10 protein-coding genes are annotated in these 14,123 nt (G+C 69.8%); 1 reads left to right on the top strand and 9 read right to left on the bottom strand.

Translation table 11 applies throughout. The features are described from left to right. Nucleotides 1-42: 42 nt before the first annotated feature. The 6 genes from whiA to ACSBPH_RS17155 form a co-directional block, all read right to left on the bottom strand. Nucleotides 43-1,023, bottom strand: a complete 981-nt coding sequence (gene whiA / locus ACSBPH_RS17180; RefSeq protein WP_442575518.1) for a DNA-binding protein WhiA — start codon at nucleotides 1,021-1,023, stop codon at nucleotides 43-45. Nucleotides 1,024-1,063: 40 nt separating this feature from the next. After that, nucleotides 1,064-1,948 carry an RNase adapter RapZ gene (rapZ, locus tag ACSBPH_RS17175; RefSeq protein WP_442577337.1) on the bottom strand — a complete coding sequence of 295 codons (885 nt, stop codon included), beginning with the start codon at nucleotides 1,946-1,948 and terminating at the stop codon, nucleotides 1,064-1,066. Between the two features lie 63 nt (nucleotides 1,949-2,011). Further along, nucleotides 2,012-4,036 carry an excinuclease ABC subunit UvrC gene (gene uvrC, locus ACSBPH_RS17170; RefSeq protein ID WP_442575517.1) on the bottom strand — a complete coding sequence of 675 codons (2,025 nt, stop codon included), beginning with the start codon at nucleotides 4,034-4,036 and terminating at the stop codon, nucleotides 2,012-2,014. A 5-nt stretch (nucleotides 4,037-4,041) separates the two neighbouring features. Then, nucleotides 4,042-6,984, bottom strand: a complete 2,943-nt coding sequence (uvrA, locus tag ACSBPH_RS17165) for an excinuclease ABC subunit UvrA (protein ID WP_442575516.1) — start codon at nucleotides 6,982-6,984, stop codon at nucleotides 4,042-4,044. Between the two features lie 150 nt (nucleotides 6,985-7,134). Next, nucleotides 7,135-9,543 (bottom strand): 5'-nucleotidase C-terminal domain-containing protein, encoded by a 2,409-nt coding sequence (locus tag ACSBPH_RS17160; RefSeq protein ID WP_442575515.1) that lies wholly within the window; start codon nucleotides 9,541-9,543, stop codon nucleotides 7,135-7,137. 141 nt (nucleotides 9,544-9,684) lie between these two features. Continuing rightward, the gene (locus ACSBPH_RS17155) at nucleotides 9,685-10,146 is read right to left on the bottom strand and encodes a MarR family winged helix-turn-helix transcriptional regulator (RefSeq protein WP_442575514.1); all 462 of its coding nucleotides are present in this window, start codon (nucleotides 10,144-10,146) and stop codon (nucleotides 9,685-9,687) included. 38 nt (nucleotides 10,147-10,184) lie between these two features. Here ACSBPH_RS17155 and ACSBPH_RS17150 point away from each other — a divergent pair, with 38 nt between their 5' ends. Next, nucleotides 10,185-10,436, top strand: coding sequence for a hypothetical protein (locus ACSBPH_RS17150; RefSeq protein ID WP_442575513.1), 252 nt, complete (start codon nucleotides 10,185-10,187; stop codon nucleotides 10,434-10,436). 21 nt (nucleotides 10,437-10,457) lie between these two features. Here the strand turns inward: ACSBPH_RS17150 and uvrB are convergent, their stop codons facing one another. From uvrB to ACSBPH_RS17135, 3 genes are all read right to left on the bottom strand, one after another. Continuing rightward, nucleotides 10,458-12,539, bottom strand: coding sequence for an excinuclease ABC subunit UvrB (uvrB, locus tag ACSBPH_RS17145; protein ID WP_442575512.1), 2,082 nt, complete (start codon nucleotides 12,537-12,539; stop codon nucleotides 10,458-10,460). Nucleotides 12,540-12,620: 81 nt separating this feature from the next. Then, a complete protein-coding gene (coaE, locus tag ACSBPH_RS17140) occupies nucleotides 12,621-13,277 on the bottom strand; it encodes a dephospho-CoA kinase (RefSeq protein WP_442575511.1) in 657 nt (218 codons plus the stop codon). Between the two features lie 46 nt (nucleotides 13,278-13,323). Then, on the bottom strand, nucleotides 13,324-14,091 hold the full coding sequence (locus tag ACSBPH_RS17135) for a hypothetical protein (RefSeq protein ID WP_442575510.1): 768 nt from the start codon (nucleotides 14,089-14,091) through the stop codon (nucleotides 13,324-13,326). Between the last annotated feature and the right edge of the window lie 32 nt (nucleotides 14,092-14,123).

The raw sequence follows: 14,123 nt of genomic DNA, 5'->3' as shown, positions 1-14,123 counted from the left end.
CCGCACCGTCGACGACGGCCGGGCGCGGCATCCGGAGCCGGATCAGTCGACCGCACCCGCCGGAACAGCCGATTCCGTGCCGGGGAGACCCTCAGCCTCGGCCTTCTTGTCGGCCATGGCGAGGAGGCGGCGGATGCGCCCCGCGACGGCGTCCTTCGTGAGCGGCGGGTCGGCGTGGTGGCCCAGCTCGTCGAGGCTCGCGTCGCGGTGTGCGAGACGCAGATCGCCCGCCTGCTTGAGGTGGTCGGGCACCTCGTCGCCGAGGATCTCGAGGGCGCGCTCGACCCGCGCGCACGCGGCGACGGCGGCCTGAGCGGAGCGGCGGAGGTTCGCGTCGTCGAAGTTGACGAGCCGGTTGACGCCCGCGCGCACTTCGCGGCGCTGGCGCAGCTGGTCCCACTCGGTCGCCGCGCCGACGGCGCCCATGGCCGCGAGGGCCTGGCGGATGGCCTCGGCCTCGCGCACGACGACGCGCGGCACTCCGCGCACCTCGCGCGCCTTGGCGGCGATGCCAAGACGGTGAGCCGCCCCGACGAGGGCCATCGCGGCCTCGCCGGAGGGGCAGGAGATCTCGAGAGCCGCAGAGCGGCCCGGCTCGCTGAGGGAGCCGGAAGCGAGGAAGGCGCCGCGCCACACGGCGGCGAGATCGGGGCGGGCCCCCGTCGTGAGCTTGTTCGGGAGTCCGCGCACCGGCCGGCGGCGCTGGTCGAGGAGGCCCGTCTGGCGCGCGAGGGTCTCGCCGCCCTCGATGACGCGCACCGCGTAGTGGCTGCCGCCGCGGCCGCCGCCGGAGCCCTGCACGTGCACGAGCTCGGGGCGGACGCCGTAGATCTCCATGAGGTCGCGGGCGACGCGGCGCGCGAGGATGTCGGAGTCGAGCTCGGCCTCCACCGCGACGCGGTTGGCGATCGAGTGCAGGCCGCCCGAGAACCTCAGCAGCGACGTGAGCTCTGCGACACGCGCCGAGGGCCTCGGGTCGCGGACGGCGGTCAGCTCGGCTTTGACGTCGGCGGTCAGCGACACAGGACTCCTCGCGGTGGGGGGTTCGGAACGAGGGTCTAGCCTACTCGCGGCCCAGGTCGCGGTGGTTGACCCGGACCTCCACACCCGGCACCTGCGACAGGCGCGCGGCGAGCTCGTTGGCCATGACGACCGAGCGGTGCTTTCCCCCCGTGCAGCCGATCGCGATGACCGAGTGCCGCTTGTTCTCGCGCTGATACCCCTCGAGCACCGGCACGAGGGCGGTCGCATACGCCTCGAGGAACTCCGTCGCGCCGTCCTGCCCGAGGACGTATTCGCGCACTTCGTCGCTCTCACCCGTGAAGGGCCGGAGGCGCTCATCCCAGAAGGGGTTCGGCAGGAAGCGCATGTCGGCGACGAGGTCGGCGTCGGAGGGCAGGCCGTACTTGAACCCGAAGCTCTGGATCGTCACGGTGTGCTTCGCGCTCCCCGCCTCGGCGAAGAGGTCGACGATCTGCGTCGCGAGCTGGTGGATGTTGTAGTTCGACGTGTCGACGATCGTGTCGGCGCTCTCGCGGACGCCGGCCAAGGCATCCCGCTCGCGTCTGATGCCGTCCAGGAGCGTCCCGTCACCCTGCAGCGGATGCGGGCGGCGCACCGACTCGAAGCGGCGCACGAGGACGTCGTCCGAGGCGTCGAGGAACAGCACGCGCACCTGCTGGCGCGCTTCGCGGAGGGCCCGCGTCACCTCGGGGAGGTCGCGGAACAGGTCGCGCCCGCGGACATCGACGACGACGGCGACACGCGGCGCCGCATCGCGGGCGAGCCCGGAGAGGTCGAGCAGCGGCTTCAGCATCTGCGGCGGGAGGTTGTCGACGACGTACCAGCCGAGGTCTTCGAGGGCGTCGGCGGCCGTCGACCGCCCCGCTCCCGACATGCCCGTGACGATCAGGACCTCGCCTGCGTCGTGCGGCTCCTCCTGCGTCATGACCACCCCCGTCGTCACGTTCAGCCTACCCAGTCGGCTGCGCGCGGACGCACCGCAGCCGGCTCAGGATTCGGCGAGATGAGCGCGAATGGATGCCGCGAGTTTGGGCCCGACGCCGGGCAGCTCCTCGATCTGCTCCACAGTGGCCTGCTTGAGCGCCGCGACCGAGCCGAAGTGGCGCAGGAGCGCCCTGATGCGGGCCTCCCCCAGGCCCGGGATCTCGGCGAGCACGCTCTGGATGTCGCGCCGCCGGCGCTTGCGCTGATGCGTGATCGCGAAGCGGTGGGCCTCGTCGCGGAGCCGTTGCAGCAGATACAGCGCTTCGCTCGTGCGCGGGAGGATGACGGGGAAGTCCTCCCCCGGCAGCCACACCTCCTCGAGGCGCTTCGCGATGCCGCACAGCGCGATCTCCTCGTGCCCGGCATCGCGCAGGGCGCGGGCGGCGGCCTCGACCTGGGGCTTGCCGCCGTCGACCACGAGGAGCTGGGGGCGGTAGGCGAAGCGCGGGCGGCGGCGCTCGGTCACGACCTCCTCGTCGGCGAGGGACGCGGCATCCGTCACGGCGCTCTTCTCCTCGGCACCCGTCTCTTCGGCAGCGCGCGCCGGCCCGTCACCGGACGCCGCCTCGGCACCGGAGCCCGCCTCGCCACCCCGCACCGCCTCGGCCTCCGGCACCGCATCCTCGCCGCGGTCGACGTACGCGAGGCGGCGTGTGAGCACCTGGTAGAGCGAGTCGGTGTCGTCGGTCGTGTCTTCGACCTTGAACGAGCGGTACTGGTCTTTGCGCGGAAGGCCGTCTTCGAAGACGACCATCGACGCGACGACGTTGGTGCCGCTCAGGTGCGAGACGTCGAAGCACTCGATGCGCAGCGGCGCCTCGGCGAGATCGAGCGCCTCCTGCAGATCGGTCAGGGCCTGCGTGCGCGCGACGTAGTCGCTCGTGCGCCGCGTCTTGTGCAGCATGAGGGCCTGCTGCGCGTTGAGGCTCGCCGTCTTCATGAGATCGGCCTTGCGCCCCCGCTGCGCGACCTGGATCGAGACGTTGCGCCCGCGGCGCGCCCGCAGCCACTCCTCGAGCTCCGCGGCATCGTCGGGGAGCACCGGCACGAGCACCTGCTTGGGGATGTCGGCCTCGGCGGCGCCGCCGTACGTGCGCTGCAGCACCTGGTCGACGAGGTCGGCCCCGGTGATGTCGAGCTCCTTCTCGATCGTGGTCGCGCGCACGCCGCGCACGCGGCCGCCGCGGATGACGAAGTGCTGCACCGCGGCGGCCAGCTCGTCCTCGGCGATGCCGAAGAGGTCGGCGTCGGTGTCTTCCGTCAGCACCAGCGCACTCTTGTTGAGCACGGCGTCGATCGCCTGCAGCTTGTCGCGGTAGACGGCTGCCGACTCGTAGTCCATGGCGGCGGATGCCTCGCGCATGCGCGCCGTGAGCTCGCGCGTGAAGCGCTGGTCGCCGCCGGACATGAACGCGATGAAGTCGTCGACGATCGCGCGGTGCTCCTCGACGGTGACCTTCATCGAGCACGGGCCGCCGCACCGCCCGATCTGCCCCGGGAAGCACGGCCGGCCCGTCGCCATCGCCTTCTTGTACGACGAGTCGCTGCACGTGCGGATCGGGAAGACCCTGATCATGAGGTCGATCGTGTCGTGGACGGCCCACACCTTCGGGTAGGGCCCGAAGTACTTGGCGCCCTTGATGCGGCGGTTGCGCGTCACGATGACGCGCGGGGCCTCGTCGGCGAGGGTGATGGCCATGAACGGGTACGACTTGTCGTCTTTGTACCGGACGTTGAACGGCGGGTCGAACTCCTTGATCCACTGATACTCGAGCTGGAGCGAGTCGACGTCGGTCGCGACGACGGTCCATTCGACGGATGCCGCGGTCGTGACCATGCGCCGCGTTCGCTCGTGCAGCGTGTGCAGCGGGGCGAAGTAGTTCGAAAGACGCGCGCGGAGGTTCTTGGCCTTGCCGACGTAGAGCACACGGCCGTCGGCGTCGCGGAAGCGGTAGACCCCCGGATTGGTGGGGATCTCACCGGGCTTCGGCTTGTACGCGACCGTCGGCTTGCGAGTGGTGGCGGCCATCCCGCTCAGCCGGCCTTGCGAGCGACCGTCTCGTCGGCCGACCTCATGCCGAGCACCTCCGCCAGGAACGCGCCGGTGTGGCTGGCCTCGGCACGGGCCACCGTCTCGGGCGTGCCCGTCGCGATGACCTCGCCGCCGCCCGAGCCGCCCTCGGGACCGAGGTCGATGATCCAGTCCGCCGACTTGATGACGTCGAGGTTGTGCTCGATGACGATGACGGTGTTGCCCTTCTCGACGAGCCCGTTGAGCACCTCGAGGAGGCGCCGGACGTCTTCGAAGTGCAGTCCCGTCGTCGGCTCGTCGAGAACGTAGATCGAGCGCCCGTTCGACCGGCGCTGCAGTTCGGTCGCGAGCTTGACGCGCTGCGCCTCTCCGCCGGACAGGGTCGTCGCGGACTGGCCGAGCCGGACGTAGCCGAGGCCCACGTCGACGAGCGTCTGCAGGTAGCGGTGGATCGCCTGGATCGGCTCGAAGAACTCCGCCGCCTCGGAGATCGGCATCTCCAGCACCTCGGCGATGTTCTTGCCCTTGTAGTGCACGGCGAGCGTGTCGCGGTTGTACCGCTTGCCGTGGCACACCTCGCAATCGACGTAGACGTCGGGGAGGAAGTTCATCTCGATCTTGATCGTGCCGTCGCCCGAGCACGCCTCGCAGCGGCCGCCCTTGACGTTGAAGCTGAACCGGCCGGGCTGGTAGCCGCGGACCTTGGCCTCGGGGGTCTCGCTGAAGAGCGTGCGGATGCGGTCGAAGACGCCGGTGTAGGTCGCGGGGTTCGACCGCGGCGTGCGGCCGATCGGGCCCTGGTCGACGTGCACGACCTTGTCGAGGCTCTCGGTGCCCGTGACGCGGGTGTGCTTGCCGGCGACGCGGCGCGCGCCGTTGAGCCGCGAGGCGAGCACCTCGTACAGGATGTCGTTCACGAGCGACGACTTTCCCGAGCCGCTCACGCCCGTGACGGCCGTGAGCACGCCGAGCGGGAAGTCGACCGTGACGTCTTTGAGGTTGTTCTCGCGCGCGCCGACGACCGAGATCTTGCGGCTCTTGTCGATCTTGCGGCGCTTCTTGGGCGTCGGGATCTCGCGGCGGCCCGACAGGTAGTCGGCGGTGATCGACGAGCGGTCTTCGAGGAGGGATGCGAGCGGACCGGAGTGGACGACCTCTCCCCCGTCGACGCCCGCCCGCGGACCGATGTCGACGACCCAGTCGGCCGCGTGGATGGTCTCTTCGTCGTGCTCGACCACGATGAGGGTGTTGCCCAGGTCGCGGAGCTTGATGAGCGTCTCGATGAGACGACGGTTGTCACGCTGGTGGAGGCCGATCGACGGCTCGTCGAGGACGTAGAGCACGCCGGTCAGGCCCGACCCGATCTGCGTCGCGAGACGGATGCGCTGGGCCTCGCCGCCCGAGAGCGACCCCGCGGAACGGCTCAGGTTGAGGTAGTTGAGGCCGACCTGGATGAGGAAGTCCAGGCGGAGCCGGATCTCGCGCAACACCTGCGCGGCGATGATCGCCTCACGCTGGGTGAGCTCGAGCTTCGCGAAGAACTGCTGTGCATCGGCGAGACTCAGGCGCGAGGCATCCGCGATCGAATGCCCGTGCACGAGCACCGCGAGCACCTCCGGCTTGAGGCGGTCGCCGTCGCAGACGGGGCACGGCACCTCGCGCAGGTAGTCGGACCAGCGCTGGCGCTGCGTGTCGGACTCGGCCTGCATGTACTGCCGCTCGATGTACGGCACGACACCTTCGAAGCCCGAGGTGTAGCGCATCTCGCGGCCGTAGCGGTTCTTCCACTTGACGGTGACCTTGAAGTTCTCGCCGCGGAGGACCGCGTCTTTCACGGCCGCCGGCAGCCGCTTCCACGGGGTGTCGAGGGAGAACCCGAGGTCGCTCGCGAGGCCCTCGAGAAGCCGCTCGTAGTACTGGAAGAGGCCCTTGCCCTGCGTCGTCCAGGGGATGATGACGCCCTCGCGGATCGAGAGCTCCTCGTCGCCCAGCATGAGATCGACGTCGACCGACATGCGCGTGCCGAGGCCCGAGCACGCGGGGCACGCGCCGAACGGTGCGTTGAACGAGAAGGTGCGCGGCTCGATCTCGGTGAGCTGCAGCGGGTGGCCGTTCGGGCAGGCGAGCTTCTCGGAGAAGTTCTGCCATGCGGCGTCGCCCTCCTCGTCGACGAAGTTGACCTGCATGGTGCCGCCGGCCAGGCCCAGCGCGGTCTCGACGGAGTCGGTGACGCGGCCGAGGATCTCGTCGCTGGCGACGAGTCGGTCGACCACGACGGCGATGTCGTGCTTGTAGCTCTTCTTGAGCACGGGCGGCTCGGCGAGCTGGATGAGCTCGCCGTCGACGATCGCGCGGGCGTAGCCCTTCGCGCCGAGCTCGCGGAAGAGGTCGACGAACTCGCCCTTCTTCTGCGACACGACCGGCGCGACGATCTGGTACCGCGTGCGCTCGGGGAGCTCCATGAGCTGGTCGGCGATCTGCTGCACCGTCTGGCGCTGGATGACCTCACCGCACTCCGGGCAGTGCGGCACGCCGATGCGCGCCCACAGGAGGCGCATGTAGTCGTGGATCTCGGTGATCGTGCCGACGGTCGAGCGCGGGTTGCGGTTGGTCGACTTCTGGTCGATCGACACGGCGGGGCTGAGCCCCTCGATGAAGTCGACGTCGGGGCGGTCGACCTGACCCAGGAACTGCCGCGCGTAGGCGCTCAGCGACTCGACGTAGCGGCGCTGCCCCTCGGCGAAGATCGTGTCGAACGCGAGGCTCGACTTGCCGGAGCCCGAGAGCCCCGTGAACACCACGAGGGAGTCGCGAGGGATGTCGAGATCGACGTCTTTGAGGTTGTGCACCCGCGCTCCGCGCACGCTCAAGTGACCGGTGGAGCCGGGCTTCCACGCGGGGTTCGGGCTGCTGTTTGCGGGCGCGACGACAGGGACGATGGGCACCCCACAAGTCTAGGCGGGGCCTCCGACATCGGATCCGGTGTGCGTTCGCCCCTCGCGTAGGCGGAACGGGAATGACGGATGCCGCGGGGCCCAGGGCCCCGCGGCATCCGTCGTGCACCGTCGATCACACGAGGCGACCGACGCGAGCGGCTACTTGACCGTCACGACCACGGTCTGGCTCGTCGACGGCTTGACCGTGTCGCTGCCGGAGTACACGACCGAGAGCGGGTGCTGCCCCTGGCCGAGCTTCGGGAGCTTGAACTTGACCACGCCGTTGTCCCCGGCCGTGAGCGTCGCCGTCGCGATCGCCTGGTCGCCGTCGTAGATCGTGATCTCGCCGGTCACGGGGGTTCCCCACTGGGCGGTGACGGTCGTCTCGTACTGGATGACGCCGTTGCCCTTCGAGTTGGCGAACGTCTTGTTCGGGAGGCCCACGGTCGTGCTGTCGGCCTTGTCGATGGCGAGCGGCACGATGACGGAGGTCCCCGTGCTCGCGCCGGTGAGGGTCAGCTCGACATCGCTGCCGGGGGTGAGCGTCGACGGCAGCGCGACCGAGACCGAGGCCGTGCCGAGGTTGTCGTACGGATCGGTACCCAGAATCGTCGAGACCGGCGCCGTGCCGAGCACCTGGCCGTCGAGGGAGACGACGATCTCGCTGTCCTTGACGTCGGCGGCCGTCGACATCGACCAGGACTTCACGTCGAACGCGACCGTCGCCCCGAGGTCGTACGTCGTCGGCGCGCCGGCAGGGAATGTCACCTCGACCGCGTGCTGGGCGTAGTCCACCGGCAGCGCCGTCGTCGCGGCGAACGCCGCCATGTAGTCGACCATCGCGGCGAGATCTACCTTGCCGGTGTCGCGCTTGCTCGTGCCGTTGGCCAGCTCACGGAAGTTGTCGCCACCCGACGCGAGGAACGAGTTGGCGGTGACCGAGTAGGTCGCCGCGAGGTCGATCGGCTCGCCGTTCAGCCACATGCCCGTGATGGTGCCCTTCGGCGCGACGACCGGCTCGAGCGACTCGTCCTTGTTCGCCGTCGCGGGATCATCGCGCTGAGGCTCGGTGACGATCTTCTGCGTGTAGGTGTACGTGAAGCCGTCCGAGACGCCGAGGCGAAGGAAGGGACGGGTCGGGAGACCGTTGTAGATCGTGCGCTGCCACTGCTGCTCGAGCACCGTCTTGATCTGGGCGCCGGTGAGCTTCATGTTGACCAGTGTGTTGGCGAACGACTGGACCCCGGCCGCCTGCTTGTAGGTCAGCGTGCGGGGGTAGGAGCCGTCACCGGGGTCGAGGCCCTTCATGTCGTCACGCAGACCGCCCGGGTTCATGAACGCGATCTCGGCGGAACCCGACTCGGGCTTCTCGGTCGCCCAGCGCTGCACTTCGGCGACGAGGTTGCCGATCGTCGACTCTCCGCCGCGGTTCTCGTTGGGAAGGCCCGTGGTCGGGTTGATCGTGCTCAGCTGTGCGCGGTTGAAGGCGCCCGCGATCTTGCCCAGCGGCTGCGCGCCGAGGACCCCCGCCTGGTCCTTCGCCGACTGGACGATGGCCGCGACCCCCGCGTCGGCCGGGTACCCGGCGATGGCGAGGAGGTCCTGCGACTTCGCCGTGACGTTGCCGCCGCCGTCGACCGTGAAGATCAGGCGGTTGAGGCTGGTGCCGTACTGGCCCGCCGACACGACGGGGCGCTCGGTGACCGCGCGGCCCTGCCATGCCGCCACGGGGAACGAGCAGTTGTACGCGAGGTGCGTGTGCCCCGAGACGATCGCGTCGACCTCGGGCGAGATGTTGTTGATGATGTCGGCCCACTTGCCGGAGTCTCGCATCGTCGCGCAGTTCGTCGACGGCGCGCCCTCGTGCACGAGCATCACGACGACGTCGGCGCCGCTGGCGACGAGGTCGGCGGCTTCGGTGTTGACCGAGTCGACGATCCCCTTGACATCGATCTGGCTGATGCCTGCCGGGCTCACGAGCGACGGGAGCTCTTCGGTGACGGCTCCGACGAAGCCGACCTGGATCCCGTTCATGTCTTTGATCCACGTCGCGGGGACGGCGTCGTCGCCCGTGGTCTTCATCTTCAGGTTCGCCGCGATGTACTGCCACTTCGCCCCGCCGTAGGGGTTCGTGACGGCGTCGTAGGGAGCCATGACCCGGTTGATCAGGTCGTTGTAGCCCTGGTCGAGTTCGTGGTTGCCGACCGCCGACACCTCGAGGCCCGCCTCGTTGAGGGCATCGATCGTGGGCTTGTCGTGCTGGATGAACGACTCGAACGTCGAGGCGCCGATGAGGTCGCCCGCAGCGGCGAACACCGTGTTCGGGTTCGCGGCGCGAAGCTGCTTGACCGCGCCGGCGAGCTTCGCCGCGCCGGCCTGCGCACCCTCGTCCAGGATCCGACCGTGGAAGTCGTTCGTCGCCAGGATCTGGATCTGCGTGTCGGCCGCGTGAGCGGCCGGCGCGACGAGTGCGCTCGCGCCGAGCGCGACCGCGGTGGTGAGTGCTCCGACCGCAAGTCTGCGGATGCGGGGGGCGGAAGCGTGGTCTGGGTGTGACCGAACTCGCATGTGAATTCCCTCTTTCGGGCGGACAGGACGGTACTCGGGCGCTGCCGTTCGGGCACGCCGACGCACCATGGGGAAAGCCTAAGAACTTCCTGGGAGTTCGTATAGGACTACGCGGTAAATGAGAAGGAGTTCACCGAAGCGTCAGCCGCCGGTCGACTGCGCGTCCCACCGGGGAGTCGCACCGGCGAAGGGACTGAGCGCATCGCGCAGGAGAGCGAGGTCTTCGATGCCGAGGCCCGTGCGGGCCATGATCTGGGGAGGCACCCCCAGTGCCTGCTCGCGCAGCGCGCGCCCCTCATCGGTGAGGGTGATCGCGAGCACCCGCTCGTCGGCCGTCGAGCGTGCGCGGGCGACCCGTCCTTGCGCCTCGAGCCGTTTCACGAGCGGCGAGAGCGTCGCCGGCTCCATCGCGAGCTCATCGGCAAGCTCCCCGAGCGATCGCGGCGAGCTCTCCCACAGCGCGAGCATGACGAGGTACTGCGGGTGCGTGAGCCCGAGCGGCTCGAGCACAGGCCGGTAGACCGAGACGACGTTGCGCGCGGCCGTCACGAGGGCGAAGCAGAGCTGGTTGTCGAGTCTCAGCAGGTCGTCTCCAGCATCCATGCACGCCAGCGTACCAATTGATTAGTACACTAAACATCATGACGCAAAGGGATGCCTCGGACGAACCCTCGACGCTCCGGGAGCGCGTGCGCGAGGCCGGCGGCTGGTACGCCTGGTTCAACACGCGGCTGATCCGCCTCGCGGGGCCGGCCGCGGTCGGGCCTTACGAGACGACTCCCCCGCCCACGATCGCCGAGCGCGCGGAGCGCGCGTGCCCGCTGTGCGGTCACCCCATGACGGAGCACACCTTCGACCGCAGCGGCCCCAAGCCGCTCATGCACTGCCCCTGAGCTCGGCCCCGGGCGGGAGCGTCAGGCGTGGCCCGCCCGCTCCATCGCCCGCAGCTCCTTCTTGAGGTCCTGCACCTCGTCGCGCAGGCGTGCGGCGAGCTCGAACTTGAGCTCGCCGGCCGCGGCGAGCATCTGGTTCGACAGATCGGCGATCGTCGCCTCGAGCTGCTCCGCACCCTCGGCCGCGATCCCCTCGCGGCGCAGCTGCGGCGTCGGAGACTTGCCTTTGCCGCTCTTGAGGCGCGCCGAGTCCTTGCGCGAGAGCATCGCCTGGGTGTCGGATGCCTCGCGCGCCAGCACCTCGGTGATGTCGGCGATCCGCTTGCGAAGAGGCTGCGGATCGATGCCGTTGGCGAGGTTGTAGGCGATCTGCTTGTCGCGACGGCGATCGGTCTCGTCGATCGCGTTGCGCATCGAGTCGGTCATGTTGTCGGCGTACATGTGCACCTCGCCCGAGACGTTTCGCGCCGCTCGGCCGATCGTCTGGATGAGCGAGGTGCCCGAGCGGAGGAACCCCTCCTTGTCGGCGTCGAGGATCGACACCAGCGACACCTCGGGGAGGTCGAGACCCTCGCGGAGGAGGTTGATGCCGACCAGGACGTCGTAGACGCCGGCGCGGAGCTCGGTCAGCAGCTCGACGCGGCGGAGCGTGTCGACGTCGGAGTGCAGATAGCGCACGCGGACGCCGTGCTCGCCGAGGAAGTCGGTGAGCTCCTCGGCCATCTTCTTCGTGAGCGTCGTGACGAGCACCCGCTCGTCGCGCTCCGCGCGGATGCGGATCTCTTCGAGCAGATCGTCGATCTGCCCCTTCGAGGGCTTCACGATGATCTGCGGATCGACCAGGCCCGTCGGGCGGATGATCTGCTCGACGATCCCGTCGGCGATGCCCATCTCGTAGCGGCCCGGCGTCGCCGAGAGGTAGACGGTCTGGCCGACGCGGTTCTTGAACTCGTCCCAGCGCAGCGGCCGGTTGTCGAGTGCGCTCGGGAGGCGGAAGCCGTGGTCGACGAGGGTGCGCTTGCGCGAGGCATCCCCCTCGTACATCGCCCCGATCTGCGGAACCGTCACGTGCGACTCGTCGATGACCATCAGGAAGTCGTCGGGGAAGAAGTCGAGCAGCGTGTGCGGCGGCTCGCCGGGCATGCGCCCGTCGAGGTGCCGCGAGTAGTTCTCGATGCCGGAGCAGAACCCGAGCTGCTGCAGCATCTCGAGGTCGAAGGTCGTGCGCATGCGCAGGCGCTGCGCCTCGAGGAGCTTGTTCTGACCCTCGAGCTCTTTCAGCCTCTCTTCGAGCTCGTGCTCGATCGTGCCGATCGCGCGCTGCACGGTCTCGGTGCCCGCCGCGTAGTGGGTCGCGGGGAAGATCGGCACGGACTCCATGCGCTGCACGACATCGCCCGTGAGCGGGTGGAGCATGTAGAGCGCCTCGATCTCGTCACCGAACATCTCGATGCGGATCGCGTACTCCTCGTAGACGGGGATGATCTCGATCGTGTCGCCGCGCACGCGGAAGTTGCCGCGCGAGAAGTCGACGTCGTTGCGGTTGTACTGCATCGCGATGAACTTGCGGATGAGCGCGTCGCGCTCGTACCGCTCCCCCACCTGCAGCGCGACCATCGCGCGGAGGTACTCCTCGGGCGAGCCGAGGCCGTAGATGCACGAGACCGTGCTGACCACGACGACGTCGCGTCGCGAGAGCAGTGAGTTGGTCGTCGAGTGGCGCAGCCGCTCGACCTCGGCGTTGATCGACGAGTCCTTCTCGATGAAGGTGTCGGTCTGCGGGACGTACGCCTCGGGCTGGTAGTAGTCGTAGTAGCTGACGAAGTACTCGACGGCGTTGTTCGGCATGAGGTCGCGGAACTCGTTGGCCAGCTGCGCCGCGAGCGTCTTGTTGTGCGCGAGCACGAGAGTCGGCCGCTGCACGGCCTCGATGAGCCACGCCGTCGTCGCGGACTTGCCCGTGCCGGTCGCGCCGAGCAGCACGACGTCGGTCTCACCGGCGTTGATGCGGCCCGCGAGCTCGGCGATCGCCTGAGGCTGGTCGCCGCTCGGGGAGTATTCGCTGATGACCTCGAACGGGCGCACGGAACGTGTCGATTGCACTCATCCAGGTTAGGCGGGGGTTCCGACACCGGGGCGGGCGTTCGCGGGGGGCGGATGCCTCGGCCGCCCATCGCCGCCGGTTCAGCGCTCGGCGTGCTCGGCGCGCTCGGCGCGCTCGGTGCGCTCGGTGCGCTCGGCGACGAGCGCGGGAAGCCGCTCCCACACCTCGTCGGTCTGCCGGAGGGTCTCGTCGATCGATCCGGACGTGTCGATGACCACGTCGGCGACGGCGAGCCGCGCGTGGTCGGAGACCTGCGAGGCGATGCGGGCCGCGGCATCCTGTGCGGTCATCCCGCGCAGCTCGACGAGCCGGCGCTGACGCACCTCGGCGGGAGCGTGCGCGACGACGACGAGGTCCCACGGGTCGTCGACGCGGGCCTCGACGAGGAGCGGCACGTCGTACACGACGACGGCGCGCGGATCGGCCGCGAACGCCTCTTCGAAGCGTCGCGCGGACTCCGCCCTGACGGCCGGGTGCACGATCGCATTCAGGCGCGCGACGGCCGCGTCGTCGCCGAACACGCGGCCGCCGAGCGCGGCGCGGTCGAGCGTGCCGTCGGGCCGGATCATCGAGGCGCCGAACTCGGCGGCGATGTCGTGCAGGACGGGCGAGCCCGCCGCCTGCACGTCACGGACGATCTGATCCGCGTCGACGATCACGGCGCCGTGCTCGGCCAGTCGGCCCGCGATCGTGGATTTGCCCGAGGCGATGCCGCCGGTGAGCGCGATGAGGGGCATGGAACGAGGATGCCACGTCCGGCGATCCCGCTCGGGGCGGCAGGGCTCAGAACCCGAAGTCTCCCCCGCCGAAGTCTCCCCCGCCGAAGTCGCCGAAGCCTCCGCCGTCCCCGCCCCAGCCGGAGCCGGAGTCGCCCCAGGCCGAGGAGTCGCCACCGCCGGCCGCGGCGGCATCGCCGCCGATGTCACCCGCGGAGTCGGGGGCCGAGGCATCCGTCGACCCATCCTGATACCCGCCGTCGGACGCGAAGGAGGGCGCCATGAAGGAGCCGACGATCGCCGAGCCGATGACGTAGCCCGCGACGGTGCCGAGGAGCGACCCGCCGACCATCGAACCGAACGACGGGCCCTGCCGGCCCTGACCGCCTCGGGGTCCGAGCGTGCGCTCCATGAAGCCGGGATTCATGTACTCCGCGCGCGTCGCGGCCCGCGCGAGCGACCGGGGATCGCTCGCCTGCGGCTGCTCGTACGGTGGTAGGCACGCCTTGAGCTCGGCGAGCACCTGCTGGCGCTGCGCGGGCGAGAGCTTCGAGAACGCCTCGGCGTGCACCTGCTCGATCGTCTGCGGCGGCGCCGTGCGCAGCAGGTAGCGGTAGCGCTCGATCGCGAGTTCGTCCTCGCTCCGGGGCGGCTGCATCCCCGGCTGCGAACCGGGGTTCGGCGACGGCCGCCCGTCGCCCGGCAGCGGGGGCTGCAGCGGCGGCCTGCCGTAGGCGGGCTGGCCGGACGCGGGCTGGCCGTACGTGTTCTGTGGAACGGGCGGGACCTGTCGGTTCGTCTTTTCGGTGCCGAACAGGCGGTCCAGGAATCCCATCGTGTCCTCCGTCGTAGGTGGGTCCTCACGCT

The sequence above is a fragment of the Microbacterium sp. F51-2R genome (assembly GCF_052180235.1).
GTDB lineage: Bacteria > Actinomycetota > Actinomycetes > Actinomycetales > Microbacteriaceae > Microbacterium.
This window is presented reverse-complemented; position numbering and strand designations above follow the sequence as displayed.